This window comes from Streptomyces sp. NPDC059092, assembly GCF_042756365.1.
Taxonomy (GTDB): Bacteria; Actinomycetota; Actinomycetes; order Streptomycetales; family Streptomycetaceae; genus Streptomyces.
This window is the reverse complement of the sequence record NZ_JBHZEJ010000012.1, coordinates 113,989-139,515: the sequence shown is the minus strand read 5'-3', so window position 1 is coordinate 139,515 and position 25,527 is coordinate 113,989. Positions and strand designations below refer to the sequence as shown.

Sequence of the window (25,527 nt, the reverse complement as noted above, 5' to 3'; positions counted from 1 at the left end):
GTCGCCGAGCTGGACGACACCGAGGGGGGCACGCGCGAGCTGGGCCTCGACGTGCTGGGCTTCGCCCCGGTGGCCGGGGACAGCCGGCTGCTCGTCGGCCACCAGCGGCGGAGCCGCTGGGAGCCGATCGTCTGGGATCCGCTGACGGGCGAGGAGACGGATCTCGCGATCGAGCTGCCCGGCGATGTCCACGCCGAGTGGTATCCGGACGGCTCGGGGCTGCTCATCGCGCACAGCTTCGAGGCGCGCGACGAGCTGTGGCGTTACGACTTCGCCAAGAGCGCGCTGATCCAGGTGGAGACCCCGGCCGGGACGGTCTCGGGGGCGACGGCGCGGCCGGACGGCAGTGTGGAGTATCTGTGGTCGTCGGCCGCCAGGCCGCCGGAGGTACGGTCCACGACGGGCGGCGTGGTGCTCGACGCGCCCGGTATGACGGCCCCCGCCTCGGTGCCGGTGGAGGACGCGTGGGTCGAGGGCCCCGGCGGCCGGGTCCACGCGCTGGTGCAGCGGCCGTCGGGCGAGGGCCCGTTCCCGACGGTCTTCGAGATCCACGGCGGCCCGACGTGGCACGACAGCGACGCGTTCGCGGCGGGCCCCGCCGCCTGGGTCGACCACGGCTTCGCGGTCGTACGGGTCAACTACCGCGGATCTACGGGGTACGGGCGGGAGTGGACGGACGCGCTCAAGCACCGGGTCGGGCTGATCGAGCTGGAGGACATCGCGGCGGTCCGTGCCTGGGCGGTCGCCTCGGGGCTGGCCGACCCGGCGCGGCTGGTCCTGGCGGGCGGCTCGTGGGGCGGCTATCTGACCCTGCTCGGCCTCGGCACCCAGCCGGACGCCTGGGCCGTGGGCCTCGCGGCCGTACCGGTCGCGGATTACGTGACGGCGTATCACGACGAGATGGAGGCCCTGAAGGCGATGGACCGCACCCTGCTGGGCGGTACGCCGGAGGAGGTGCCGGAGCGGTTCGAGGCGTCGTCCCCGCTGACGTACGTCGACGCGGTCCGGGCCCCGGTCTACATCTCGGCGGGGGTGAACGATCCGCGCTGCCCCATCCGTCAGGTGGAGAACTACGTGGACCGGCTGGCGGCGCGCGACGCGGTCCATGAGGTGTACCGGTACGACGCGGGGCACGGTTCGCTGGTGGTGGAGGAGCGGATCAAGCAGGTGCGCCTGGAACTGGACTTCGCGAGGAGGCACCTGGGCATCGGATAGAGCGGGACGGGCCGGACGGGCCGGGGCGCGGTAGCGGGCGAACCGCGGCCCGGGAGGGGCGGACCGGGCCGGGGCGCCGGGGAAAGCGGGGCCCCGGGACCCGGGGGCGGGGCGGCGTTCCGTACCGTGGAGGGGTGTACCGGTTCCTGGTGACTCCGCGATGGTGGGGGATCAACGTCTTCGTCGTACTGGCGATCCCCTTTTGTATCTTCATGGGAATGTGGCAGCTCGGGCGCTTCGAGGACCGGGTGGACACGCACCGGGCGGCCGAGGCCAAGCCTGATCCCGCGAAGCGGCCCGCCGTGGCAGTGGCGTCCCTGCTGCCGGTCGACCAGGAGACGTCGGGACGCCATGTCACGGCGACCGGACGGTACGCGGACCAGTTCGTGGTGCCGGACCGGAAGCTGGACGGCAGGACCGGTTCGTACGTCCTGACCATGCTCCGCACCGACGACGGCAAGGCGCTGCCCGTCGTACGCGGCTGGCTGGCCGGCGGCGAGAAGACGCCCGCGCCGCCGACGGGCGAGGTGACCGTGACCGGGGCGCTCCAGGCGTCCGAGGCGGTCGGCTCCGACGGGGTGCGGTCGGGCGGACTGCCGACCGGTCAGCTCGGCATGATCAGCGCGGCCTCCCTGGTCAACCTCGTGCCGTACGGGGTGTACGACGCCTGGGTCACCGTGGGCCAGGCGTCGGACGGGCTGCTGCCCGTGCCCGCCGCCGCGCCGCAGAACACCGGGCTCGACATGAAGGCGTTCCAGAACCTGGGGTACACCGGCGAGTGGTTCGTGTTCGCCGGGTTCGTGGTCTTCATGTGGTTCCGGCTGGCCCGCCGTGAGGTGGAGACCGCCAGGGACGAGGCGCTCGGGCTGGGCACCGCGGCTTGAACCCGCTGGTGATGACATGTGAGGTGGCGGTAGTGGCCGGCGAGAGTGACCTGCGGAAACTGCTGAGCGGCATGCGTCCGGAGCTGAATCCGGGCCGCTATGTGTTCACCACGGTCGAGGGCGGTGTGCCCTCCGGGATCACCCCGGTGGTCATGGTCGCCGAGCGTGAGGGCGTGACCCTCGTGGTGCCTCGCGAAGAGGCGGACGCGGCGGGACTGGACTACGACTACGTGGCCGGCTGGATCACCTTGCGTGTCCGTTCCGCACTCGAAGCGGTCGGGCTGACCGCCTCGGTCTCACGGGAACTCGCCGACGCCGGTCTGAGCTGCAATGTCGTCGCCGGGTTCCATCACGACCACCTGTTCGTCCCGTACGAGCACGCCGACCGGGCGGTGGCCGTCCTGGAGAGTCTGGCGCGGCGCTCCGCCTGAGCCGCCACGACATCGGCGTCGGCACGGCCCGCCGCTCGCCCATCGGATCAGCACGTGCCGCGGGCCGAGGTGCCTAGAAACCGCTGAGCATGCCGGTCCAGTAGACCGTGCCCGCGCAGGCGTTGGGGACCGTCGCCTGTACGGACGTACCCGCCGCCGAGGTGTAGGAGACGGAGACGCTGCCGTCCTCGGTGATCCCGTCGTTGAGGAGCTGGGTCTCCGAGCCGGTGCTGCCTTCGCTCGCGCCGGTTTCGCCGGTGCCGGCCGTGGAGCCGGTGGTCGTGCCCGCCGAACCGTCGTCCGTGGGCGAGGGGTCGGGCGAGGGGCCGCCCGAGGTCGGGCAGGTCTCCGACGGCACCCAGGCGAACTTCACCTGGTACGTGCCGTTCGGCGGCAGCGTCAGCGTCGACGCCTCCTGGGAGGGGTCGGGGAGCCCGGTCGCCGCGTCGCCCGCGAAGTGCGGCGCGGCACCGATCTTGCTGCCATCGGCCGCGCCGACGGTTCCGAGGCCGACCGAGCCGCGGCCGCTGACCGTACACCCGGAGGAGGAGACGTTGGAGAGGCGGAACGTGCCGTACACCTTGCCCGTGGCGTCGGCGGCGCCGACCTCGGCGCTGGCCTGCCGGAGCTGGCCGGCGGAGCAGACCTGCGAGGTGTTGACGTTGCCGGAGCCACCGGACGCGTCGGTCGTGCCGCCCTTGCCGCCGTCGGCCGCGGCCGAAGCGTCGGAGTCGGGCTTCTCCTGCTTGTCGGGCTCGTCCTCGTCGGCGGACACCTTGTCCGAGGGGCCGTCCGGGTTCGTCTTCCGGTCGCTGTCGGTCGGGTCGGCGCCCGCGCCGCCCTGCGACTTCTCACCGTGCCCGGCGACGACGGGGTGTTCGTCCGAGGCCGTGCTGGTGTTCGCGACGTGCACGAAGGCGGGCACCGCCGTGCCGAAGAGCAGCGCGGCGGCGGCCATCCCCACGACGGCCTGCCGCTTCCTGGCCCGCCGGGTGGGGACCGCCTTGCGCAGATGGTCCAGGGCGCCGTCGGAGGGCTTCAGCTCACCCACGGCACCGTGCATGAGCCGGCGCAGCGCCAACTCGTCGCCGTCCAGGACCCCGCCGAGATCGCCGCTCAGGTCCGTACTCGGATCCACGGACAGGTCCGTACGCAGGTCCGCGAAGAGGTCCGTCGGCAGATCCGCGCTCGGGCCGCTCGGGCCGCTCGTGTCACTCCCGCCTGTCGGGCCGCTCGGGCCGCTCGGGCCGGTCGTCGCCGGGGCGTCGCCGGAGCCCCGGTCCGAGGCGTCACTCCCGTCACGCTCGTCCCGTACGTCCCCCGCGCCGCGACCCGCGGCGTCGGGCGCATCCGACGTACCAGACGTGCCAGACGCATCGGACGCACCGGACTCATCGGGCTCGTCAGGCTCCTCGGCCCGCTCGGCCTCCGCGGTGACCTCGGCGGACTCTCCGTCGGCTCGGCCGCTCAGCTCGTTCTCCGGCCCGTTCTTCACAGTTCCGTTCCCCGTCAGGTCGTTCAACCGCACGTCGGGGGCTTCCCGCCCGTCCTTGTGCCCCGCGCTCATGCCGACGCCTCCATGGCGACCCGCAGCGCCGCGATCCCGCGTGAACCGTACGCCTTCACGGAACCCAGGGATATTCCCAGCGTCTCGGCGACCTGCGCCTCGGTCATGTCGGCGAAGTACCGCAAGGAGAGCACTTCACGCTGTCTGCGCTGCAACCCGCGCATCGCTTTGATCAGCGCGTCCCGCTCCAGCAGGTCGTACGCCCCCTCCTCCGCGCTCGCCATGTCGGGCATCGGCTTCGAGAGGAGCTTCAGCCCGAGGATGCGGCGGCGCAGCGCGGAGCGGGACAGGTTCACCACCGTCTGCCGCAGGTACGCGAGCGTCTTCTCCGGCTCCCTGACCCGGTTGCGCGCGGAGTGCACCCGGATGAACGCCTCCTGGACGACGTCCTCGCAGGAGGCCGTGTCGTCCAGCAGCAGAGCGGCGAGGCCGAGCAGCGACCGGTAGTGGGCACGGTAGGTCTCGGTGAGATGGTCGACGGTGGTACCCGCCGCCATCGCCCCCTCAGCGCCCTCGCGCTGGGACGGGATACGGGCCGGCCGCGCGGCCGGCATGGGGGCGATCACCGGCATGCCGCCGGGCATGCGGGGCCGCCGGAGCGGACGCACTGCCGCGCCGCGCACCGGAACAACCGCTGTGATGTCGAGAACCTCTGCTGCCACGCTTGTTGGACACGCTTCCCCCCGTCAGGGTTGTACGCGCACGCCACCCCATTTGACGCTGCACTGAATACCCTCATGCGTACCTGATCTCCCCCTATGCCCCAGTTCCGCGGCACCACACGGGGGGCGACCACAGAGACGCTTCCCAGCCATCCGGCGGTTGCGGTCCTCGCGCGGCGGTTGCGCGGGAACTCACAGGAAGGTGGGACGAGAAGCGTCCGACATGGCAACGCCCCAGTTCACAAGGCATAGCCGGTCAGCCTGCCCATGGGGCGTTCACAGATCCTACAAACTTTTGAGCCGTCACGGCGTACTGATTTGCGCCGACTACCGGGCGTTCGCCGATCGGCGACCGATGGGCGACCGGGCGGCTACCGCCGCGGCTTCGCCGGCTCGGCGGCGACGGCCTCGGCGATCTGCGCGGTGTTCAGGGCGGCGCCCTTGCGCAGGTTGTCACCGCAGACGAACAGCTCCAGCGCCCTGGTGTCGTCCAGCGAGCGCCGTACGCGCCCCACCCAGGTCGGATCCGTCCCCACCACATCGGCGGGCGTGGGGAAGTCGCCCGTCCCCGGGTTGTCGAAGAGCACCACGCCGGGCGAGGTCGCCAGGATCTCGTGCGCCCGGTCGACCGTGACCTCCTGCTCGAAGCGCGCGTGCACGGAGAGGGAGTGCCCGGTGATCACGGGTACGTGGACGCAGGTCGCCGCGACCCGCAGCGCGGGCAGGTCGAGGATCTTCCGGGTCTCGTCCCGGATCGCCGTCTCCTCCGAGGACCAGCCGTCGTCGGTGGGGTCCGGGGAGCCGGCCCACGGCACGACGTTGAGGGCGAGCGGCGCGGTGAAGGGTCCGGTGGCGTCGCCGACCGCGCGTCGCACGTCGCCCGGGTGCGTGCCCAGTTGCGTACCGGCGACCAGGGAGAGCTGGTCGCGCAGGGCGTCCACCCCGCCCCGGCCCGCGGCGCTGGCCGCCTGGTACGAGGAGACGACCAGCTCGCGCAGGCCGAACTCGGCGTGCAGCGCGCCCACGGCGACGATCATCGTGAGCGTGGCGCAGCCCGGCCCGGCGATGATGGAGCGCGGCCGGGTCCGTACGCCGTGGGGGTTCACCTCGGGAACGACCAGGGGTACGTCCGGGTCCATCCGGAAGGCGGCGGAGTGGTCCACGACGACGACGCCCTTGGCCGCGGCAACGGGCGCCCACCTGGCGGACACCTCGTCCGGTACGAGGAACACCGCGACGTCGACGCCGTCCAGCGCCTCCTCGGAGAGCGGGACGACCTCGGTCGCCTCGCCTCGTACGGACAGCTTGCGGCCGTTCGTACGGGGCGAGGCGAGCAGCCGGATCTCGCCCCAGACGTCGGCGTGCTGCGTCAGGATCTGGAGCATGACGGCGCCGACGGCCCCGGTCGCACCCACGACCGCGAGCGTCGGCCGCCCGTTCACCGCGCGGCTCTCCGGGGTGTCGCGCTCCCGGGCGCCCCGCCGTCGGACGGGGTCATCGCCCGGTGCCGCCGTAGACGACGGCCTCGTCGGAGTCGCTGTCGAGACCGAAGGCGGTGTGCACGGCGCGTACGGCCTCGACGACCGACTCCTCCCGCATGACCACCGAGATCCTGATCTCGGATGTCGAGATCAGCTCGATGTTGACGCCCACGTTGGAGAGCGCTTCGAAGAACCCGGCGGTGACGCCCGGGTTGGTCTTCATCCCCGCGCCGACGAGGGAGACCTTGCCGATCTGGTCGTCGTAGCGCAGCGAGTCGAAGCCGATCTTCTCCTTCGTCTTCTCCAGCGCGTCGATGGCCTTGCGGCCCTCGGTCTTCGGCAGCGTGAACGAGATGTCGGTCAGACCGGTCGACGCGGCGGAGACGTTCTGCACCACCATGTCGAGGTTGATCTCGTTGTCCGCGATGACGCGGAAGATCGTCGCGGCCTCGCCGGGCTTGTCGGGGACGCCCACGACCGTGATCTTCGCCTCGGAGGTGTCATGGGCGACACCGGAGATGATGGCCTGCTCCACCTTGCGGTCCCCTTGCGGTTCGTTGCTGACCCATGTGCCCTGAAGCCCCGAGAAGGAGGAGCGGACATGGATCGGGATGTTGTATCGGCGCGCGTACTCGACGCAGCGGTGCAGCAGCACCTTGGAACCGGAGCTGGCCAGCTCCAGCATGTCCTCGAAGGAGATCCAGTCGATCTTCCGGGCCTTCGAGACGACCCGGGGGTCGGCGGTGAAGACACCGTCCACATCGGTGTAGATCTCACACACCTCGGCGTCCAGCGCCGCGGCGAGCGCGACGGCCGTGGTGTCCGAGCCGCCCCGCCCCAGGGTCGTGATGTCCTTCTTGTCCTGGGACACCCCCTGGAAACCGGCGACGATGGCGATGTTGCCCTCGTCGACGGCGGTCCGGATCCGGCCCGGCGTGACATCGATGATGCGCGCTTTGTTGTGGACCGAGTCGGTGATGACGCCTGCCTGGCTGCCGGTGAACGACTGGGCCTCGTGGCCCAGGTTTTTGATCGCCATGGCCAGCAGGGCCATGGAGATCCGCTCTCCGGCGGTCAGCAGCATGTCGAACTCACGCCCGGCAGGGATCGGGGATACCTGCCCGGCGAGATCGATCAACTCGTCCGTCGTGTCACCCATCGCCGACACCACGACGACCACTTGGTGGCCGTTCTTCTTGGCGTCGACGATCCTCTTGGCGACCCGCTTGATGCCCTCGGCATCGGCTACGGAGGAGCCTCCGTACTTCTGCACGACAAGGCCCACGTGCGCTCCTCGCTCAGTCCATCGCTACAGCACCGCGCGTCGCGGCACATCGCTGCTGTCGGCTCAGTTTAACGAGCGGCCGCCGGACGACCCGTCTATATCACATCGTGAGATGTCCCGCTCACTCCGTGATCACCCCGGGCGTCCACGGCCGCTCGATGAGGAAACATGCCCGCGATCGAGCGAGGCACGCAGAACGTGGCCCACGTCACGCGTATGCAGCGCACCTGGACGCTCATTCGTTCAGCCTGGCGCTCACGCCTTCGTCACGGGCCTCCGCCCTTCCCGGGTCGACGGCCCAGCGGCTCGGTCGTCGCGGGCGTCGTACGTGAGGTCGGCCTCCCCCGGCTTGATGGCGTCACTGAACTCGGGCGCCGCTGACGCTTCGCCGCGTCCACGACCGCGACCCTGACCGCGTCCTCGTCCGTCTCCGCGCCGAACGCCTCGCGGATGTCTTCGAGGAACTCCCCGTCGATCTCGACAGTGATGCGGGCCATGTCGGGCCGCCTTCCCAAAGGGGTAATCACCGGACCACCTTCACGACAGGTTCTTCGTCCCGAGCGCCGCCGCCTGGGCGCGGACGCGTTCGCTGTGTACCGGCTCGGGGATCGGCCGGGTCTTCAGGCCGGCGGCGGCACGCAGTTCGCCGGCGCGGCGGGCCACGTCGACCTGGGCGGGGACCGCGCGGAAGGTGTCGGGGATCGCGTCGATGACCAGACCGGTCTCCTCGGCCGCGTCGTACGCCGTCATCTCCTCCCGGCACTCGACCCAGACGCCCCCGACCAGCAGCGTCATCGACTCGTCGTTCTCACAGGTGATGCAGGTCATCAGCGCACGGGTGACGTAGGCCGGTGCGCTCGTGTCGCTCGGCTCGGGCGGCATTTTGTTCGCCAGTCGGGTGCGGGCGATCGCGACCGGGCTGTGCAGGGGCTGCGGCAGCCCGGCGGTCAGGGATCGGGTGATGTGGTTCGGTGTGGCGCCGCGCGCCAGCCACTCGGCGGCGAGCGCTTCGAGCGCGGCGCAGTCGGCGGCGGACAGCGTCATACGGGGCTCGGTACGGCCGAGGCGCGCGAGGGTGCGGTACGCGACGGAGGCGGGCGCCCGCCCCGGCGCGGGGACGGGGGCGGGGACGGGGGCCGGTTCCGTGTCGCGTACCGGCGCTCCCGCCGCGCGGGACTCCTGGCACACGCCCGGTTCCTCTTCAGGTACGGAAACCGGCACCGGCGCGGGATCGGTCACCGCCACCTGCCGCAACCGCCGCTCCAGCTCGGTGAGCCGCTTTACGTGGCGAACGTAAACGCTCAACACGCTCTGGCGCAACCCGAAGACAGATAGTCACATTCGCTCGTCAGTGGAGGGGCGGGGAGGGTGGTGGGGTTTCCCTCAACCACCCAACACCCGGGAAGGGCTCGAAGCCCGGGGCCCGGAACCCGAGGCTCAAGCCCCGGGACGACCTGCGGCGATCCCCTCACCACCACCGAACCCCTGACGCCCTCGACCGGCCGGAGCGCGTGGCCCTCCGGACGTCAATCCGCCGTGGCGATCAGCGACGGCCGCCGGGCCCGCCGAAGGACGCCTTCAGCTCCGCCACCACCGCCGGGCCCGCCGCGCCCGGCGCTCCTGGTTGTTCCGGCAGGTCGAACAGTTCCTGCCACTGCTGTGCGCGTACGGCATACGGCACAGGACCGCCCCCGCTCCCACGAACCATGAACGCGCCGCGTCATGACCGGGTGACGTTGGGTCCACCATGGGGCGGTGCGCAGACGCGGTTACCTGACCGTACGGAGGCCCAGCGGGCCCGCGATTTCTTCCGCCATGACGAGGCCCGCCTCTTCCGCGAGGGCTTCCTCCGCGGCTTCCGTCAGCTCCTGGTCCGTGTCAAGGCCGTCCAGGGCGGGGAGGGGCTGGTCCAGGCGGACGTGGGCGACCAGGGACTGGAGGGCGCGGAGGGTGGCGGAGGCGGTGGAGCCCCAGTTGGAGAAGTACGAGAACTGCCACCACCAGAGCGCCTCGGTCGTGCGGCCCGCGCGGTAGTGGGCCAGGCCGTGGCGGAGGTCGGTGACCACGTCGGCGATGTCGTCGGAGATACGGTGCGCCACCGGCGCCTTGCGCGGCTCGTACGGGTCGAAGACCTCGGAGTAGACGTCGATCGGCTCCAGGATCACCGCGAAGCGCTCGCGCAGGTCGTCGACGTCCGGCTCGGGACCCAGGTCCGGTTCGTACCGTTCGTCGGGGAGGATGTCCTCGTGCGCGCCCAGCCGGCCGCCGGCCAGCATGAGCTGCGAGAACTCCAGCAGCAGGAAGGGTACGGCGCTGTCCGGCTCATCGCCCTTCGCCACTTCCGTGACGGCGACGATGAAGCTCTCGATCTGGTCGGCGATCTGGACCGCGAAGTCGTCCGGATCCTGGTTGACGGCGTGCAGCGTTGCGTCAGACATCGAGAAGTCGTCTCCCCTCGAAGGCACGCCCGAGCGTGACCTCGTCGGCATATTCCAGGTCTCCCCCGACGGGCAGACCACTGGCCAGACGTGTGACCCTGAGGCCCATCGGCTTGATCATGCGCGCGAGATACGTGGCCGTGGCCTCACCCTCCAGGTTGGGGTCGGTCGCCAGGATCAGCTCGGTGACCGTACCGTCGGCGAGGCGGGCCAGCAGTTCACGGATCCGCAGGTCGTCGGGGCCGACGCCCTCGATGGGGCTGATCGCGCCGCCGAGTACGTGGTACTTCCCGCGGAACTCCCGGGTGCGCTCGACCGCGACGACGTCCTTGGGCTCCTCCACCACGCAGATCACCGTCGTGTCCCGGCGGGCGTCGCGGCAGATCCCGCAGCGCTCCTCCTGGGCGACATTGCCGCACACCACGCAGAACCGCACCTTGTCCTTGACCTCAAGGAGCGCGTGGGCGAGGCGGCGGACGTCGGTCGGTTCGGCCTGGAGGACATGGAAGGCGATCCGCTGCGCGCTCTTGGGACCGACGCCGGGCAGCCTGCCCAGTTCGTCGATGAGCTCCTGAACCACGCCTTCGTACAACGGATTGCCTTTCCTGCCACGAACGCGTACGTGTCCACGTGAGTACGTACGCTAGTTGGTACCGGCGAGTCTTAGAAGGGCAGGCCCGGCATACCGCCGAGGCCCTGGGCGAGCGGGCCCAGCTTCTCCTGCTGAAGCTGCTGCGCGTTCTCGTTCGCCGCGTGGACGGCCGCGACGACGAGGTCCGCCAGCGTCTCGGTGTCCTCCGGGTCCACGGCCTTCGGGTCGATGACGAGGCCCCGCAGCTCACCGGAGCCGTTGACGGTGGCCTTCACGAGGCCTCCGCCCGCCTGGCCGTCGACCAGGGTCGCCGCCAGCTCCTCCTGCGCACGCGCGAGGTCCTGCTGCATCTTCTGGGCCTGCTGGAGCAGCTCTTGCATGTTGGGCTGACCACCACCGGGAATCACGGTCACTCCTGGCATTTCGACGACGATGTACCTGTAAGGCGAGCCTACGTGGTCCCCGCGTACCGCGCCCCACCCCACCGGGACCAACTCTTTCGAGTGAGTGCCTGACCGCTCCTGTAGCTGTTCACACCCCTGACGGGGGTGAAAAAGCCGGGATTTCGTCGGCGCGGCCCACCATTCGGCGGTAGGAATTGCGAGCACATCATCATGCGCGGATCACCCCGTTCGTCTTGCTCTCATCTCGCATTCGTCTCGCACGCGTGTGCGTACGTACGCGTACGGTCCCTCGCTGCGGATGATGAGCGTCACGCAGTGTCACAGCAGACCGCAGAACCGTAGAGGAGTGCCTCGGTGAGCCAGCCGGAGATGCAGCCCGGGGGCCCCGCCCGGGAGGAGGGCGCCTCACCCGGCGCGGACACGAGTACGGGCGCGGCCGTGGGCGGGGGTACGGGTCCGGCCCCCGCGGACCCCCTCGGCGACGGCGACATCGGCGGCCCACCGTACGGCGATCTGACCAGCGGGCCCTTCCCCCAGGGCGACTGGGCCGAGCCGGCCGAACGCCTCGACGAGCTGTACCGCTGGGTCGAGACCGGCGCGCTGCGTACGGTCGACTGGTATCTCGCCGACCGGCTGCGCAAGCGCCGCTACGCCCGCGTCCTGCGCGCCGCCACCGCGCTCGGGGTGACGGCGGGCGCGACGCTGCCGCTGGTGGATCTGACGGGGGCGCTGGCGGGGGCGGCGGGATGGGGGTACTTCTCGCTGCTGCTGGGCGCGGCGTGCGTGGGGTGCGACCGGTACTTCGGGCTGACGTCCGGGTGGATGCGGGCGGTGGCCACGGCGCAGGCGGTGCAGCGCAGGCTCCAGACGCTCCAGTTCGACTGGGCGTCGGAGTGCGTACGGGAGGTGCTGGGCCCGACGGAGGGCACGGCGAGCGAGGCGGCGGAACGGTGCCTCGGGGTGCTGCGGCGGTTCACGGAGGACGTGACGGAGCTGGTACGGGCGGAGACCGCGGACTGGATGGTCGAGTTCCGCTCGGGGCCGGCGCCGCTGGTGACGCAGTCGATGCCGATGGGCGGAGCCCGCGGCGAGGGCCCGGTCCCGCCGCTGGGCCGCTTCCCGCTGCCTCCGGGCGCCCGGCCGAACATGCCCAGGCAGCGCCCGCCCGAGACCCGGTAGGGGCGCCCGCCGACGTGGATCTACGGGGCTGCCACCAGGCGGGCCAGCAGGTCCGCGTGTGTGCGGCCCAGGTGCTTCGCCGCCGTCAGGAGGGTGAGCGGGTGGCCGGAGCGGGCCAGCTCCCGCAGGCGCCGCAGGGCCTGTGCGGGCTCGGGCGCGGTCAGTTCGTCCTCGTAGCGGTCGCAGAACTCCTCGTACCGCTCCTCCATCCGCTCGTGGTACCAGGCCCGCAGCTCGGCCGACGGGGTGGCCGACTTGGCCCATTCGTCGAGCCGTACGTCCTCCTTGCTGAGGCCGCGCGGCCAGAGCCGGTCCACCAGCACGCGTGTGCCGTCCTCGGGGGCCCACTCCTCGTACACCCGCTTGACCCGGACCGTCACGTCGGTCGAGGTCTCGTCTCCTCGTTTGCGCTCCATCCTCCGAGCATGCCCGGGGGCGGGTGCGCTTGCGACTTCCGACCGGCGGGTGTCGAGAACTCGACAGACCCGGTGGAACAGGCATGCCGGGGACAGTTCAGGGGCCGGCTGGTCCGCCGGCCCCTGAATCCGTTGTCGTCACCCTGCCGGCCGGTCAGCCGGTCAGCCGGTCAGCTGAAGATGATCATGGAGCCTTGTCCCAGGCTCCTGGTGGCCGCCGCGTGCAGCCCCAGCCACACATGGCGCTCCCGGGCGAACGGGCTGTCGTCGTACGGGATCGAGGCCGCCGGTTCCTCCAGCGACGTGGGGCGGTCCGGCGGGGTCGGGGCCGACGGGGGGTTGGCCGGGTCGATACCGATCGCCGGGCCGACGATCTCCAGCTCGCGCAGCAGGCCCTGCGTCGAGCCCAACGGGCCACCACCCGCGAGGAGTTCCTCGTTCGAGAGGGGCAGGTCGAAGTCCACGGGGACGTACGCGCCCGCGTGGTCGTAGTGCCAGACGAGATGCGACTGCTGAGCCGTCGACTCGAACATCTCCAGCAACTGCTCGTAGTCACCGCCCAGTTCGCCGACCGGCGTCACCGCCAGGCCGCAGAGCTGGAGCAGGTACACACGCCGCAGGAAGTGCAGCGCGTCGTAGTCGAAGCCGGCGACCGGGGCGACATCGCCCGCGAGGCCCGGCATGTAGGCGAAGACGGGAACGGACGGCAGCCCGGCCTCGCCGAGCGCCTTGTCGTAGACGGCGATCTCTTCGGCGAAGGGATTGTCGGGGCTGTGGCACAGCACATCGACGAGGGGGACCAACCACAGGTCACAGGCCAAGGGAGGCTCGCTCTCCAACGGGTTCGTACGCGTGCGCGCGATGGTCGGGACAGCGTAATGCGGCGGGCACGTCGGGCGAAGGGGCCCGGCGGACCCCATCGGGCCGGCAGCCACCGCCGGACCGGAAGCCGACGCCGGCCGGGCAGCCCCCTCCCGCGCACCCAGGGCCCGTCGGCCCCGCATCATCGCGACCCCATCATCCGGCATCGATCATCCGGTATCGATCGATACCCAGGAACCGGGGCCGGTCACCTTCTGGCCGGAAGGTCCCAGATCCAGACCCCGCCGGTCCGCTTCCCCGGCCGCTGGAACAGCTTCTCCAGCGTCTCGTAGAGCGCCCCGTCGTTGGGCTGCGGCGCCAGCACCACCACGCCGCCCTTCCAGAAGTCCAGGTCGAAGCGGGCCTGCGCGCGCCACCGGTCGTCGATCACCGGCACCTGGCCGCTGTAGCGGACATCACGCAGCATCGAGGAGGTGTAGCGGGCGGGCGCCCCGTAGATGCCCATACGGTTCTCGCCCCACGGCCCGTTGAAGTAGCCCCTCGGCACGGAGAATCCGAACCCGGTCGACGACTGCCAGCGCAGCGCCTCGGCGTCGGCCGGGTCGGGCAGCGGTACGGGGACCACGGACTCGCCCTCGGCGACGTACGCGCGGTACATCTTCTCGGTGAAGAACCGGGGCACCTCGGGCCGTTCCCGTACCGGCAGGGGCGTCGGCACGATCGGGAGCAGCGCCACCGCCACCACCGCGAAGCCGATGAGGCGGTGCCCACCGGGAACGCGCTCCCGTACGTCACGGGCGTCACGTACGTCACGGGGTTCTCGTACGTCATGGGCGTCACGGGCTTCTCGTACGTCACGGGCGTCCACCAGGCTCGCCACCGCCAGCGCCACCATCGCGCCCAGCGCCGGCGCGCAGATCATCGCCACCCGCGACTCGATGACCGACTCGAAGAGCGGCTGGTGCGCCAGCGCACGCCAGGGGCCCGGCAGCACCACATCGGTGTACGGGATACGGATCTTCTGCCCCAGCGACAGCAGCGCAGCCGCCGCCGCCGTGAACGCCAGCGCCCTGACCACCGCGAGCCGCCACAGCCACACCGCGATCCCCAGCGTGAGGGAGATCAGCGGCCAGCCGTAGAAGGCGTTCTGCTCGGTGCGGTTCATCGCCAGGGCGTCGGCCGTCGCCTCGTCGCCGAGGAGCGCGCGCCCGGAGAACTCCAGGAAGGAGAGCGGGCTGTTGCCCGCGCTGTCGCCGTGCAGCACGCTGTGGTAGCTCTGCGGGCCGAGGAACTGCCAGTACAGCGGGAACGCCACCAGCGGCAGACAGACCAGCAGCGCCACGCCGACCCCGCGCAGCAGGGGGCCCAGCGCCGCCCGCGCGACATCACGGCGTACGACGGCGTACGAGAGCGCGAAGAGCAGCGTGCCCATCACGGCGAGCAGCAGCGGCTCCTCGCCCAGGAAGATCTGGTACGTCGCGAAGAGACCCAGCAGGACCCCGTCCCGTACGGTCCTCGGCCTCGCTCCGTCCCGGTCCGGCGCGCACAGCCGCAGGGCCCGGTCGATGATCACCGGAATCATGAACAGCACGAGGAAGTTCGGGTGCGCGTTGGCGTGCGAGATCATCGGCGGCCCGAAGGCCGCCAGCGCCCCGCCGAGCGCCGCCGCCCGGCGGTTCGCGGTCAGCCGGCGCGCGAACAGCCGGTACCAGGCGAACGCCGTGCCGGCCAGCCCGAGGGTCAGGACGAGCGCCCACGTGACGACCGGGCCGAAGGCGAGCGTGACGGGCGTGAGCGGTACGGAGAGCCCGAGCATGACGGTGTTCGCCATCAGGTTCACGCCGTCGGGGAAGTTCTGGATCGTGGTGAAGAGCGGATTGCGCAGATGCGTGACGTTGTCCGCGGTGACCGCGAAGAACCACTCCCACTGGTTCTGGTCCGACCCGGCGTCGGCGAGGTATCCGCGGTCGAGGTCCGCCCACAGCTCCTTGTAGAGGAAGAAGGAGGCGAGGACGAAGAGTCCGGCGACGGCCAGGTCCGTACGGTGCCGGCGCCCCCAGCCGCGAACGGCGCCCAGGATGCCGCCCTGCCGACCGCCGCCGTCCTTCGGCGGGCGGCCGGGGGAGGCCCGCAGCCGGGCCAGCTCCAGCAGCACCCTGCCGTAGTCCAGCGGTCGTACCTTCGAGCCCGGCTGGTGCGACCAGCGCACCGGAACCTCCGTCACCGGCCACCCGGAGCGCCGGAAGAAGCGCAGTATCTCGACGTCTATGCCCCAGCCGTCCAGCCGCGAGTCGGCGAAGGCGGTCCGTGCCCGCTCGCCGTCGAAGAGCTTGAAGCCGCACTGGGTGTCGCTGATGCCGTCGACCGCGACGCGCTGTATGAGCCGGTTGCCGAGCCGGCCCAGCCACTCGCGGACCGCGAGCTGCCGTACCTCTATGCGCGCGTCGGGATGGGCGCGCGAGCCGATCGCCGCGCCGCCGCCACCGTCCGCCGAGAGCCGCTCGTCGAGCCGGTCGAGTTCGCCGATCGGGGTGGCGAGGTCCGCGTCGGTCACCAGGACGCGCCGGCCGTACGAGGCGAGCACGCCCTGCCGCAGGGCATGGCCCTTGCCGTGGTTGCCGTCGCTCCTGACGAGCTGGATGCGCGGCTCGGCCTCGGCGGCCTCGGCGGCGACCTCGGCCGTACGGTCGGTGGAGCCGTCGTCGACGACGATCAGCTCCCAGTCGCCCCAGCGGTCGGGGTCCGCCCGCAGGTGGTCGCGGATGGCGTCGAGGGTGGGGCGCAGGCGGCGCTCCTCGTTGTACGCGGGGACGACGACGGTCAGGTCGACGAGCCCGCCCGAACCGGTGCCCGTACGCGCACGCGTAGCCGTGTGCGCGCCTGTTCCCGCCGGGTCCGTACCGGCGCCGGTGTCCAGCGCCGGCCCGGCGTCCGTGTCCGTGTCCGTGTCCGTACCGGCGTCCGTGTCCACGTCGGTACCGCCGGCGCGCGTGTCCGTGTCCGTACCGGCGCGCGTGTCCGTGTCCGTACCGGCGCGCGCGTCCGTGTCCGTACCCGTGCTCGCGTTCGTGTCCGTACCGGCGCTCGTGTCCGCGCCGGGGGTCTCTTCCGTCGTCATATCCGCGGGCGCTCCAGCCGGTCCGCCCACCTCAGGGAGTGGTCGTCGTAGTCACCGATGACGGTCCGCACGGCCGCCGTGTCGCCGAGGGTCAGGGCGTCGACCAGCGGCTCGTAGCCGTTCCAGAGCCATGTGGCACAAGCCTTCGCCCCGCCTTCCGCCCGTAGGAACGGTACGGAGAACACCCAGGCCTGCACGCGCAGCCGGTGCAGGAAGTCCGCGACGTACCGGTTGGCGACCAGGGCGCCCAGCTCGCGCCAGAACCGCAGGTCGTAGCCGATGAGGATGTTCAGGTCCCCCGCCCTGGCCGCGCGCCCGGCCTCCTCGGCCCTGCGCCGTACGGAGACGAGCGCGGTGCCCTGCGCACGGGCGGCGAGCTGTTCACCGCCCAGTTCGCGGAAGACGGCGTCGAAGATCAGCGCGCGCGCCTCGGCCATGCCGCGGAAGTCCGTCACGGAGAACTGGTGGACCCTGAAGCCCCGGTGCTGGTCGGAGTCGAGCAGATCCTGCGCGGAGAGGTCGACCAGCGCCTCCCTGACGGGGGTCGCCGAGACCCCGTACTGCTCGGCGATCTGCTTGACCGTGAACTCCTGCCCCGGCAGTAAACGCCCCGCAAGCACCTCGTCACGCAGCGCGTCCGCGATCTGCTGCCGCAAAGTATTGCGGGTGACAGCTCCGCTGGCGGGCATGGTTTTCCGTCCCCTCGTCCGGCTTCCGACACCTTAAGCCAGGGGGTGGGGAGGAACGGGGCCGCCGTGGACCTGGACGGGCTCCTGGCCACCCGCCTGACCTGGTCCGGGGCCGGATCCGGCCCCGGACCTGTCCGGATTCCGCGCACTGCGGCGTGTGCCGCGCCGCGCGCTACGCCGTGTACTCGTCCGCGACCGTCAGCGCCGCGTCCAGGATGGCCAGCCCCTCCTTCGCCTCCGCCTCGGAGACGTTGCAGGCCGGCACCGCGTGCGTACGGTTCATGTTGACGAAGGGCCACAGGCCGCCCTTCTTGCACTCCGCCGCGAACGCGGCCATCGGCGCGTTCGCCTCGCCCGACGCGTTGTACGGCACCAGCGGTTCGCGCGTCTCCCGGTCCCGTACGAGGTCGAGCGCCCAGAAGACACCCGTGCCCCGCACCTCGCCCACCGAGGGGTGGCGCGCCGCCAGGTCGCGCAGGCCGGGGCCGAGGACCGTCTCGCCGATGTGCGCGGCGTGCTCCACGATCTTCTCCTCCGCCATCACCTGGATCGTCGCGACGGCGGCGGCGCAGGCCAGCGGGTGGCCGGAGTAGGTGAGTCCGCCGGGGTAGGGGCGGGTGGCGAAGGTCTCGGCGACGGCGGCGGAGACGGCGACTCCCCCGAGCGGTACGTACCCCGAGTTGACGCCCTTGGCGAAGGTCAGCAGATCGGGGACGACGTCGTGGTGCTCGGCGGCGAACCACTTGCCCGTACGGCCGAATCCGGCCATCACCTCGTCCAGCACGAACACGATCCCGTGCCGGTCGCAGATCTCCCGTACGCCCGCGAGATAGCCGGGCGGTGGCGTCATGACGCCCGCCGTGCCCGGGATGGTCTCCAGGATGATCGCCGCGATCGTCGCCGGGCCCTCGAAGGCGATGGTCGCCTCCAGGTGCGCCAGCGCGCGGGCGCACTCCTCGGCCTCGTCGGAGGAGTAGAAGGCGGAGCGGTAGAGGAAGGGGCCGTGGAAGTGGACGACGCCGGCCGTGCCGCTGTCGGAGGCCCAGCGGCGCGGGTCGCCGGTCAGGTTGATCGCGGTGGAGGTGCCCCCGTGGTACGAGCGGTACGCGGAGAGCACCTTGGGGCGGCCGGTGTGGAGGCGGGCCATCCGGATGGCGTTCTCGACGGCCTCTGCGCCGCCGTTCGTGAAGAAGATCTTGTCCAGGTCGCCGGGGGTGCGCTCGGCGATGAGGCGCGCGGCCTCGGAACGCACGTCCACGGCGAAGGCGGGCGCGAAGGTGGCGAGGCGGCCGGCCTGCTCCTGGATCGCGGCGACGACGGTGGGGTGCTGATAGCCGATGTTGGTGAAGACGAGACCGCTGGCGAAGTCGAGGTAGCGGTTGCCGTCGTAGTCCCAGAAGTAGGAGCCCTCGGCGCCGGCGACGGCGAGCGGGTCGATCAGGTCCTGCGCGGACCAGGAGTGGAACACGTGCGCGCGGTCGGCGGCCTTCACGGCGGCGCCGATGTGCGGGGCCGCGGCGTGCGGGTCTTCGTACGAGGCGGGGTGCGGGGCGGCGTGTGCGGTCATGGGACCAGCGTAGGGAGGTACGGGAAGGGACCGATATGGCCGGTATGTATGGGCGGGGTGGCGCTGATCGGCACTGTGGCGCGTTCGTTCCCCCTCCTCCGCCCCTGGGCTCCTCCTCCGCCCCTGAGCTCCCCCTCGATCCGCTCCTCCCTTCCCGATGCGAGATGATCCGGGCGCGACACCGACAATGGGTGTGTCAACCGGGTTCGGGGTACGGGGAGGGGGCCGCGCGGCCATGGACGCACTGGTAGCAGGAGATCCCACGCACATCGGCGCCTACCGGCTGCTGGCCCGCCTCGGCGCGGGCGGGATGGGCCAGGTGTATCTGGCGCGCTCCGAGCGGGGCCGTACGGTCGCGGTCAAGCTCGTCCGGCGGGAACTGGCGGAGCTGGAACAGTTCCGCGGCCGGTTCCGGCAGGAGGTGGCGGCGGCGCGGCGCGTCGGCGGGGTGTGGACGGCGCCGGTCCTCGACGCCGATACGGAGGCGGACGTGCCCTGGCTGGCCACGGGCTATGTGGCGGGACCCTCGCTCCAGACGGTGGTGGCGGGGCGGCACGGGCCGCTGCCGGAGCGTTCCGTCCGTATCCTCGCGTCCGGCCTCGCCCACGCGCTCCAGGACATCCATGCGGCGGGGCTGATCCACCGCGACCTCAAGCCGTCCAACGTGCTGGTGACGATCGAGGGGCCGCGCGTCATCGACTTCGGGATAGCCCGCGCGCTGGAGACCGTCGCGGACGAGGGGCTGACCCGCACCGGCGCGCTGGTGGGCTCGCCCGGCTTCATGGCGCCCGAGCAGGTGCGCGGGGACCGGGTGACGGCGGCGTGCGACGTCTTCTGCCTCGGCGCGGTGCTGGCGTACGCGATGACGGGGCGGCTGCCGTTCGGCGGGGCGGAGGCCGGGGTGCACGCCCTGATGTTCCGCATCGCGCAGGAGGAACCGGACCTGTCGGGGCTGCCCGAGGGCCTGTCGGAGCTGGTACGCGACTGCCTGCGCAAGGACCCGGCGCGGCGGCCGACCACGCGGGACATCCTGGCCCGGGTGGGCGAGGCGGAGGACTCGGGGGCGGGGCCCGGCGGGGAGCCGTGGCTGCCGGGCGGGCTGCTGGCGCAACTGGGGCAGCACGCGGTGCGGTTGCTGGAGCACGAGGACCCGACGGGGACGGTACGGCCGCCGGCGGCGGGACCCGGCCCCGGCACTCCGGCACCGGGAAGCCCGGACGCCCCGAGGCCGCCCGGTCCGTACGGACCAGGTGGAACCCGCGGAGCGTACGGACCGCACGGCACCCACGACAGGAATGGACAGCTCGGGACGCCGCCGGTGACCGGCCCGACGGCACCGGCGGCACCCGTGTCACCGACGCCACCGCACGCGCCGATGCCCCCGTCCTCACCCGCGCCCGCACCCGCGCCCCCGTCCCCGTACAGCTACTTGAGCCCTCCCCCGGCGCCGGAACCGGTGATGCGCAGCGTCCGCGGCACGGTGGCCCTGATCGCCGTCGCGGTGGTCGTCGCGATCGGCGCGGGCGGCTCGGTGTACGCCGTCATGCACGGCGACGGGACGGCGAACGACGCGGCACCCGTGACGGACACCGCGTCCCCGGGGGCCGCGAACCCCCAGGGCCGCGAACCGGGTTCCAGCCCCGGCACCGGAACTCCCGCCCCCTCGACCGGCCCTGGCGGAATCCCGGCCCAGTACCTCGGCACCTGGAAGGCCGGCCTGGACACCGGCTCGGGGCCAAGCACCCGGACGCTGGTCATACGACAGGGTGACGTGGGCGACACCATCCTGACCCTGACGGCGGACGGCCCGGCGGACGGCGGCGCGTACCACTGCGTCTTCGAGGCCCCGCTGGCCGCCGCCCCGTCCGACGGTGGCCCGCTCCGGATCGGCCCGTCGGTGGTGGCCTCCGGGAAGCCGATGACCTCCTGCTCCCCGGGCTCCGCAACGGAGTTGACGGTCCTCCCCGACGGCGGCCTCCGTCGCGTGACGGATACCGGGGAGTCCCTGACGTACACGAAGACGGGCTGACCGAACCCGCTCGGGCCGTGGTGCGAACCCGTGCCTCCGGACCCGGGGTCGGGCCTGAGGGCCCGCGCCCCGGGTCGCGTACCGGCTGTAGCCTCAGCAGTTCCGTACGCGACCGCGCACGGACTGTCACCGGAGTCCGGGAGGCCCCCCTCATGCTCCTCACCTCTGTGCGGGTCCGGCGTGCGCTGGGTGCCGTTTCCGTCGTACTGATGCTGGGCTCCGCGGCGGCCTGCTCGGAGACCGGGAAGGCGGACGGCAAGCAAGCTCCCGCCGCGGAGCGGTCGTCGCCGAACCCGCCGCCCGCCGCGGGTGGAGAAGACCTGGAGGCGCGGATCGTCACCGAGGTCAAGGGCTACGAGGTGACCGAGGCGACGGCGGGCGAGGTGCGCTCCACCGGTGCCGTAACGGCGTCGGAACCGGCCTGCCAGCCGATCGCGGACCTGGTGGGAACCGTGGCCGCGGGCTCCCCCTCGGACTCCGTCTACCGGCAGTTGGTCGCGACCTCGGAGCCGGACGCCATGACGGCGTCGGGCGTGCTGGTGAGCCTGTCCTCCTATCCGCGGGCCGGGGCCGCCCGGGCGCTGGCCGATCTCGGCAAGGCCGTCTCCGCCTGCGGTGGCGGTTTCACGACGAACGCGGCGGACGGAGAGGCCGGCGAGGACACCTACACGGGGGTCGAGGCGGAGGACGGTCCGGCGGGGGCGGACGAGTCACTGGCGTTCGAACTGACCGGTTCGCTCGACGGGGAGAAGATCCCGCTGAAGTACGCGCTCGTACGTACGGGAGACACGGTGGCGCTCTTCTACGCGATGAACCCGTTCGACCCGTCGAGCACGGACATCGCGCCCGCGGTGACGGCGGCGCAGATGGCCAAGCTCACGTAACCGATCGCTCAACGCCTCGTCCGACCGCGGCACCAGGCTCCGGACGGCACCACGGCCGTGATTGCGTCACCGCGGGGGTATTTCCAGCCCGGATCTGATCGCAGATCCGCAGGGCTGTCGCGACCGCGACGCCACGCACGGTGACGAGCGCAAGTGTCAACATGCCTGCCCGGGACCGGCGTTCGATTTGCCGACGATCACCCGTCAAACCAGCATCGACCTGTGGATACGTGTCACCGCAGAACCGTTCGACCAGCAGGCCGAACCCTCCGCCGCGACAGCCGGAGTTCACCCATCGGAGTGATACCCCGGCCCGGGGGCGTGAGGGCGGGCCCGAGGAACGGGCGCGCGTAATTCCGTTTGTTTCAGCTCTATGACGCCGGCCCGTCCCGCAGTACGTTGGGAGCGCTCCCATGCCGGATCCCCCACATCCCCCCAACCCGGAAGATGGAGACCGCAACATGGATTGTCATGAGCACTTAACGACCTCCCGCGCCACCCGCCCCCGGCACACCAGGCGCTGGATCCTGCGCGTCCTGGGGCTGCTCTCCACCGTCATGCTCTGCCTGATCGGCACGGTCGGCACCGCCTCCGCCCACGGATCGGTCATCGACCCGGCCTCCCGCAACTACGGCTGCTGGCTGCGCTGGGGCAGCGACTTCCAGAACCCGGCGATGGCCACGCAGGACCCCATGTGCTGGCAGGCGTGGCAGGACAACACGAACGCCATGTGGAACTGGAACGGCCTCTACCGCAACGGCGCCGCCGGTAACTTCCAGGCCGTCATCCCGAACGGACAGCTCTGCAGCGCGGGCCACACCGAGGGCGGGCGCTACAACTCGATGGACGTCCCCGGGGCGTGGAAGACGACCGGCATCAAGAGCAACTTCAAGATCAACCTGTACGACCAGGCCCGCCACGGCGCCGACTACATCCTCGTCTACGTCAGCAGGCAGGGGCTCGACCCCACGACCCAGCCGCTGAACTGGAGCGACATGCAGTTGGTCAAACGGACCGCCGCGTACGCCCCGGCCGAGTACTACCCCATCGACGTCACCACGTCGGGGTACACCGGACGCCACGTCGTCTACACGATCTGGCAGGCCTCGCACATGGACCAGACGTTCTTCATGTGCAGTGACGTGACCATCTCCTGAGCCCCGCCCCATCCCGGCTCAGCCCCCGCCCCCCACCCGAGGACAACGGGCGCCGCACCCCAGGTGCGACGCCCGTTCGTGGCGCTCAGGAAGCCGGGACAGGGGTTACAGGAACGAGTTGATCTCGATCGTCTCCGTACGGCCCGGACCCACGCCGATCGCCGAGATCGGGGCGCCCGACATCTCCTCCAGCGCCTTCACGTACGCCTGCGCGTTCTTCGGCAGGTCGGCGAAGGTCTTCGCCTTCGTGATGTCCTCCGACCAGCCGGGCAGGTACTCGTACACCGGCTTCGCGTGGTGGAAGTCCGTCTGGCTGTACGGGAGTTCCTCGACGCGCTTGCCGTCGATCTCGTACGCCACGCACACCGGGATCTGCTCCCAGCCGGTCAGCACGTCCAGCTTGGTGAGGAAGAAGTCCGTCAGGCCGTTGACCCGCGTCGCGTAGCGCGCGATCACCGCGTCGAACCAGCCGCAGCGGCGGTCGCGGCCCGTGGTGACGCCTCGCTCGCCGCCGATGCGGCGCAGGGCCTCGCCGTCCTCGTCGAAGAGCTCCGTGGGGAACGGTCCGGCGCCGACGCGCGTCGTATAGGCCTTGAGGATGCCGATGACACGGTTGATCTTCGTCGGCCCGACACCCGAGCCGGTGCAGGCGCCGCCCGCCGTCGGGTTGGACGAGGTGACGAAGGGATACGTGCCGTGGTCGACGTCGAGCAGCGTGCCCTGACCGCCCTCGAAGAGGACGACCTTGCCCTCGTCGATCGCGTTGTTCAGGATCAGCGTCGTGTCGGCCACGTACGGCTTGAGCCGGTCCGCGAAGGTCAGCAGCTCCTCGACGATCTTGCCGGACTCTATGGCCCGCCGGTTGAAGACCTTGGCGAGGAGCTGGTTCTTGGACTCCAGCGCCGCGTCGACCTTCTGCTCCAGGATCGACTCGTCGTAGAGGTCCTGGACGCGGATGCCGGTGCGGTTGATCTTGTCCGCGTACGTCGGGCCGATGCCGCGCCCGGTCGTCCCGATCTTCCGCTTGCCGAGGAACCGTTCCGTCACCTTGTCGACCGTGACGTTGTACGGCGTGATCAAGTGGGCGTTGCCACTGATCAGCAGCTTCGACGTGTCGACACCGCGCTCGCCAAGACCGTTCAGCTCGGAGAACAGGACAGCCGGGTCGACCACCACGCCGTTACCGATCACCGGGGTACACCCCGGGGAGAGGATTCCGGAAGGGAGGAGATGCAGTGCGTACTTCTGGTCACCCACGACGACCGTGTGGCCGGCGTTGTTGCCGCCCTGGTAGCGCACGACATAATCCACGGAACCACCGAGCAGGTCGGTGGCCTTTCCCTTGCCTTCGTCACCCCACTGAGCACCGAGCAGCACAAGTGCGGGCACAGGCGTACACCCCTTCCGGGCGGGGCATGTCCAAGGTCAGGGAGCGCACAAACGCCGTTCGTACGGCGTGAGTACGCCGTAACCATGCGTGATCCGTGCCTGCGACATCGCACAGCGTTGTACGACACAGACCTGACCGTCGAACCGGATGCCCCGGAACAGACGAAGCCCCTGGCGCAATAGCGCAAGGGGCTCTTGCACAAAGATGCTACCCGAGGAAGGACCGAGGTGTCGGCTCCGGAGCCCGCCGAGAACGGCGCGCAGCAGCTTCTGGTGGTCATCGACCCGGTCGCCGGCCGGACCGACGGCGAATCCGTGCGGATCGCGAGAGACGTGCTCAGCGGGGGTGCGGCGGTGAAGATCTGCTTCCCCGAAGGGCCCGACGAGCTGGCGCGGGCCCTGGCCAGGCGCGGCAGCCGGCGTCCCGTGCTGGTGGGCGACGACCGGGCGCTGCTGCGGATGGTCTCGCTGCTCCACCGCGAGCGCGAGCTGACCGCGGGCGCGCTCGCGGTGGTGCCGGTGGGCGCTTCCGTGGAGCTGGCGCGCTCGCTGGGTGTGCCGACGGGCGCGGTGGCGGCGGCGCGGGCGGTGCTGGACGGCGCGGTACGCAGACTGGACCTGCTGGTCGACGACAGCGACGGGGTGGTGCTGGGCGATCTCCGCATCCCGGCCCTCCCCGTGCTCCCCGGGCGTGCGGGGGCGTCGGGCGCGGACCAGGACGCGGGCGGCGGCGCCGGGGTCGCGCCCGCGGTGGCCTCGGTCTGGCACACCTGCCGCTCCCTGGTCCGTACGCTCGTACGCCCCGTCCCGCACGCCCTCGCGGTCCACACGCACCGGCTGCGGGTCGAGGCGGACGGTGTCGTGCTGAGCGATCTGGACGAGCCGGTCGAGGCCGTGACGGTACGGTCGCGCGGCGGCCGGGCCGAGGTGGTGATCCGGACGTGCGGCGCCGCCGAGCCGGTCAGGGCGAGCGCGCTCTCCGTCACCGTCTCGGGCGCGGACTTCCGCTACCGCGCGGACGCCCGGGTCGCCGGCCCGGTCCGTACGCGGACCTGGACGCTGCGGCCGGGCGCCTGGGGGCTGACCCTGCCCGCCGGTGCGGGGAGCGGTCCCGCGGTGGCCGGGGCGTACGCGGGTCCCGGCGGCGGCCCGGGGCGCGGCTGACCCGGCGCCGAGCGGGCGGCCGTCCGCTCGGCGCGGCGGCCGGCTCGGCGCGGCCGTCCGCTCGGCGGCTGACACCTTTCCCCGCCGGGGGGTACCGCTTTCCCCTGGTCAGCGGGGCGGTTACCCTCAGCGTCCGATCAACGCCCGGGGGACG

General features: G+C 71.6%; 24 protein-coding genes. 8 read left to right on the top strand and 16 right to left on the bottom strand.

Annotated features, from left to right (window positions below; all coding sequences use genetic code 11):
- From ACFXPL_RS10650 to ACFXPL_RS10640, 3 genes are all read left to right on the top strand, one after another.
- A partial coding sequence (locus tag ACFXPL_RS10650) for an alpha/beta hydrolase family protein (RefSeq protein ID WP_384915772.1) occupies positions 1-1,215 on the top strand: 1,215 nt, incomplete at its 5' end.
- 134 nt (positions 1,216-1,349) lie between these two features.
- Positions 1,350-2,099, top strand: a complete 750-nt coding sequence (locus ACFXPL_RS10645; RefSeq protein ID WP_384915770.1) for an SURF1 family protein — start codon at positions 1,350-1,352, stop codon at positions 2,097-2,099.
- Positions 2,100-2,131: 32 nt separating this feature from the next.
- Positions 2,132-2,530 (top strand): ACT domain-containing protein, encoded by a 399-nt coding sequence (locus ACFXPL_RS10640; protein ID WP_384915767.1) that lies wholly within the window; start codon positions 2,132-2,134, stop codon positions 2,528-2,530.
- A 73-nt stretch (positions 2,531-2,603) separates the two neighbouring features.
- Here ACFXPL_RS10640 and ACFXPL_RS10635 read toward each other — a convergent pair whose 3' ends face one another.
- From ACFXPL_RS10635 to ACFXPL_RS10590, 10 genes are all read right to left on the bottom strand, one after another.
- A complete protein-coding gene (locus tag ACFXPL_RS10635; RefSeq protein ID WP_384915766.1) occupies positions 2,604-4,097 on the bottom strand; it encodes a hypothetical protein in 1,494 nt (497 codons plus the stop codon).
- The gene (locus tag ACFXPL_RS10630; RefSeq protein WP_384915763.1) at positions 4,094-4,669 is read right to left on the bottom strand and encodes a SigE family RNA polymerase sigma factor; all 576 of its coding nucleotides are present in this window, start codon (positions 4,667-4,669) and stop codon (positions 4,094-4,096) included. Before ACFXPL_RS10630 ends, ACFXPL_RS10635 begins: the two co-directional genes overlap by 4 nt.
- A gap of 461 nt (positions 4,670-5,130) precedes the next feature.
- Positions 5,131-6,201, bottom strand: coding sequence for an aspartate-semialdehyde dehydrogenase (locus ACFXPL_RS10625; RefSeq protein WP_384915760.1), 1,071 nt, complete (start codon positions 6,199-6,201; stop codon positions 5,131-5,133).
- A gap of 52 nt (positions 6,202-6,253) precedes the next feature.
- A complete protein-coding gene (locus ACFXPL_RS10620) occupies positions 6,254-7,525 on the bottom strand; it encodes an aspartate kinase (RefSeq protein WP_384915757.1) in 1,272 nt (423 codons plus the stop codon).
- A gap of 266 nt (positions 7,526-7,791) precedes the next feature.
- Complete coding sequence (locus ACFXPL_RS10615; protein ID WP_384915755.1) at positions 7,792-8,022, bottom strand: hypothetical protein; 231 nt, start codon at positions 8,020-8,022, stop codon at positions 7,792-7,794.
- Positions 8,023-8,062: 40 nt separating this feature from the next.
- Positions 8,063-8,713, bottom strand: coding sequence for a hypothetical protein (locus tag ACFXPL_RS10610; RefSeq protein WP_384915752.1), 651 nt, complete (start codon positions 8,711-8,713; stop codon positions 8,063-8,065).
- A gap of 355 nt (positions 8,714-9,068) precedes the next feature.
- Positions 9,069-9,206, bottom strand: a complete 138-nt coding sequence (locus ACFXPL_RS10605) for a hypothetical protein (RefSeq protein ID WP_384915750.1) — start codon at positions 9,204-9,206, stop codon at positions 9,069-9,071.
- Positions 9,207-9,294: 88 nt separating this feature from the next.
- Entirely contained in the window at positions 9,295-9,963 is a 669-nt protein-coding gene (locus ACFXPL_RS10600) for a DUF5063 domain-containing protein (RefSeq protein WP_384915747.1), read from the bottom strand.
- A complete protein-coding gene (recR, locus tag ACFXPL_RS10595) occupies positions 9,956-10,555 on the bottom strand; it encodes a recombination mediator RecR (RefSeq protein WP_384915744.1) in 600 nt (199 codons plus the stop codon). Before recR ends, ACFXPL_RS10600 begins: the two co-directional genes overlap by 8 nt.
- Before the next feature lie 71 nt (positions 10,556-10,626).
- Complete coding sequence (locus tag ACFXPL_RS10590) at positions 10,627-10,962, bottom strand: YbaB/EbfC family nucleoid-associated protein (protein WP_382894365.1); 336 nt, start codon at positions 10,960-10,962, stop codon at positions 10,627-10,629.
- A 351-nt stretch (positions 10,963-11,313) separates the two neighbouring features.
- Between ACFXPL_RS10590 and ACFXPL_RS10585 the strand changes: the two genes are divergently transcribed.
- Complete coding sequence (locus ACFXPL_RS10585; protein ID WP_384915741.1) at positions 11,314-12,138, top strand: SLATT domain-containing protein; 825 nt, start codon at positions 11,314-11,316, stop codon at positions 12,136-12,138.
- A gap of 20 nt (positions 12,139-12,158) precedes the next feature.
- On the opposite strand, the gene ACFXPL_RS10580 is transcribed toward ACFXPL_RS10585, so the two are convergent.
- The 5 genes from ACFXPL_RS10580 to ACFXPL_RS10560 form a co-directional block, all read right to left on the bottom strand.
- Entirely contained in the window at positions 12,159-12,554 is a 396-nt protein-coding gene (locus ACFXPL_RS10580; protein ID WP_384915738.1) for a DUF488 domain-containing protein, read from the bottom strand.
- Positions 12,555-12,724: 170 nt separating this feature from the next.
- On the bottom strand, positions 12,725-13,375 hold the full coding sequence (locus ACFXPL_RS10575; protein WP_384915734.1) for a hypothetical protein: 651 nt from the start codon (positions 13,373-13,375) through the stop codon (positions 12,725-12,727).
- A gap of 248 nt (positions 13,376-13,623) precedes the next feature.
- Positions 13,624-16,494 (bottom strand): glycosyltransferase, encoded by a 2,871-nt coding sequence (locus ACFXPL_RS10570; protein WP_384915732.1) that lies wholly within the window; start codon positions 16,492-16,494, stop codon positions 13,624-13,626.
- The gene (locus ACFXPL_RS10565; protein WP_384915729.1) at positions 16,491-17,183 is read right to left on the bottom strand and encodes a GntR family transcriptional regulator; all 693 of its coding nucleotides are present in this window, start codon (positions 17,181-17,183) and stop codon (positions 16,491-16,493) included. Before ACFXPL_RS10565 ends, ACFXPL_RS10570 begins: the two co-directional genes overlap by 4 nt.
- A gap of 172 nt (positions 17,184-17,355) precedes the next feature.
- Positions 17,356-18,750, bottom strand: a complete 1,395-nt coding sequence (locus tag ACFXPL_RS10560; RefSeq protein ID WP_384915726.1) for an aspartate aminotransferase family protein — start codon at positions 18,748-18,750, stop codon at positions 17,356-17,358.
- Positions 18,751-18,985: 235 nt separating this feature from the next.
- Here ACFXPL_RS10560 and ACFXPL_RS10555 point away from each other — a divergent pair, with 235 nt between their 5' ends.
- From ACFXPL_RS10555 to ACFXPL_RS10545, 3 genes are all read left to right on the top strand, one after another.
- Positions 18,986-20,779 (top strand): serine/threonine-protein kinase, encoded by a 1,794-nt coding sequence (locus ACFXPL_RS10555; RefSeq protein WP_384915723.1) that lies wholly within the window; start codon positions 18,986-18,988, stop codon positions 20,777-20,779.
- A 152-nt stretch (positions 20,780-20,931) separates the two neighbouring features.
- Positions 20,932-21,663, top strand: a complete 732-nt coding sequence (locus ACFXPL_RS10550) for a hypothetical protein (protein WP_384915720.1) — start codon at positions 20,932-20,934, stop codon at positions 21,661-21,663.
- A gap of 461 nt (positions 21,664-22,124) precedes the next feature.
- A complete protein-coding gene (locus tag ACFXPL_RS10545; RefSeq protein WP_384915717.1) occupies positions 22,125-22,820 on the top strand; it encodes a lytic polysaccharide monooxygenase in 696 nt (231 codons plus the stop codon).
- Between the two features lie 105 nt (positions 22,821-22,925).
- On the opposite strand, the gene ACFXPL_RS10540 is transcribed toward ACFXPL_RS10545, so the two are convergent.
- The gene (locus ACFXPL_RS10540; RefSeq protein WP_384915714.1) at positions 22,926-24,209 is read right to left on the bottom strand and encodes an adenylosuccinate synthase; all 1,284 of its coding nucleotides are present in this window, start codon (positions 24,207-24,209) and stop codon (positions 22,926-22,928) included.
- A 228-nt stretch (positions 24,210-24,437) separates the two neighbouring features.
- Between ACFXPL_RS10540 and ACFXPL_RS10535 the strand changes: the two genes are divergently transcribed.
- On the top strand, positions 24,438-25,373 hold the full coding sequence (locus ACFXPL_RS10535; protein WP_384915710.1) for a diacylglycerol kinase family protein: 936 nt from the start codon (positions 24,438-24,440) through the stop codon (positions 25,371-25,373).
- The last annotated feature ends 154 nt before the right edge of the window (positions 25,374-25,527 follow it).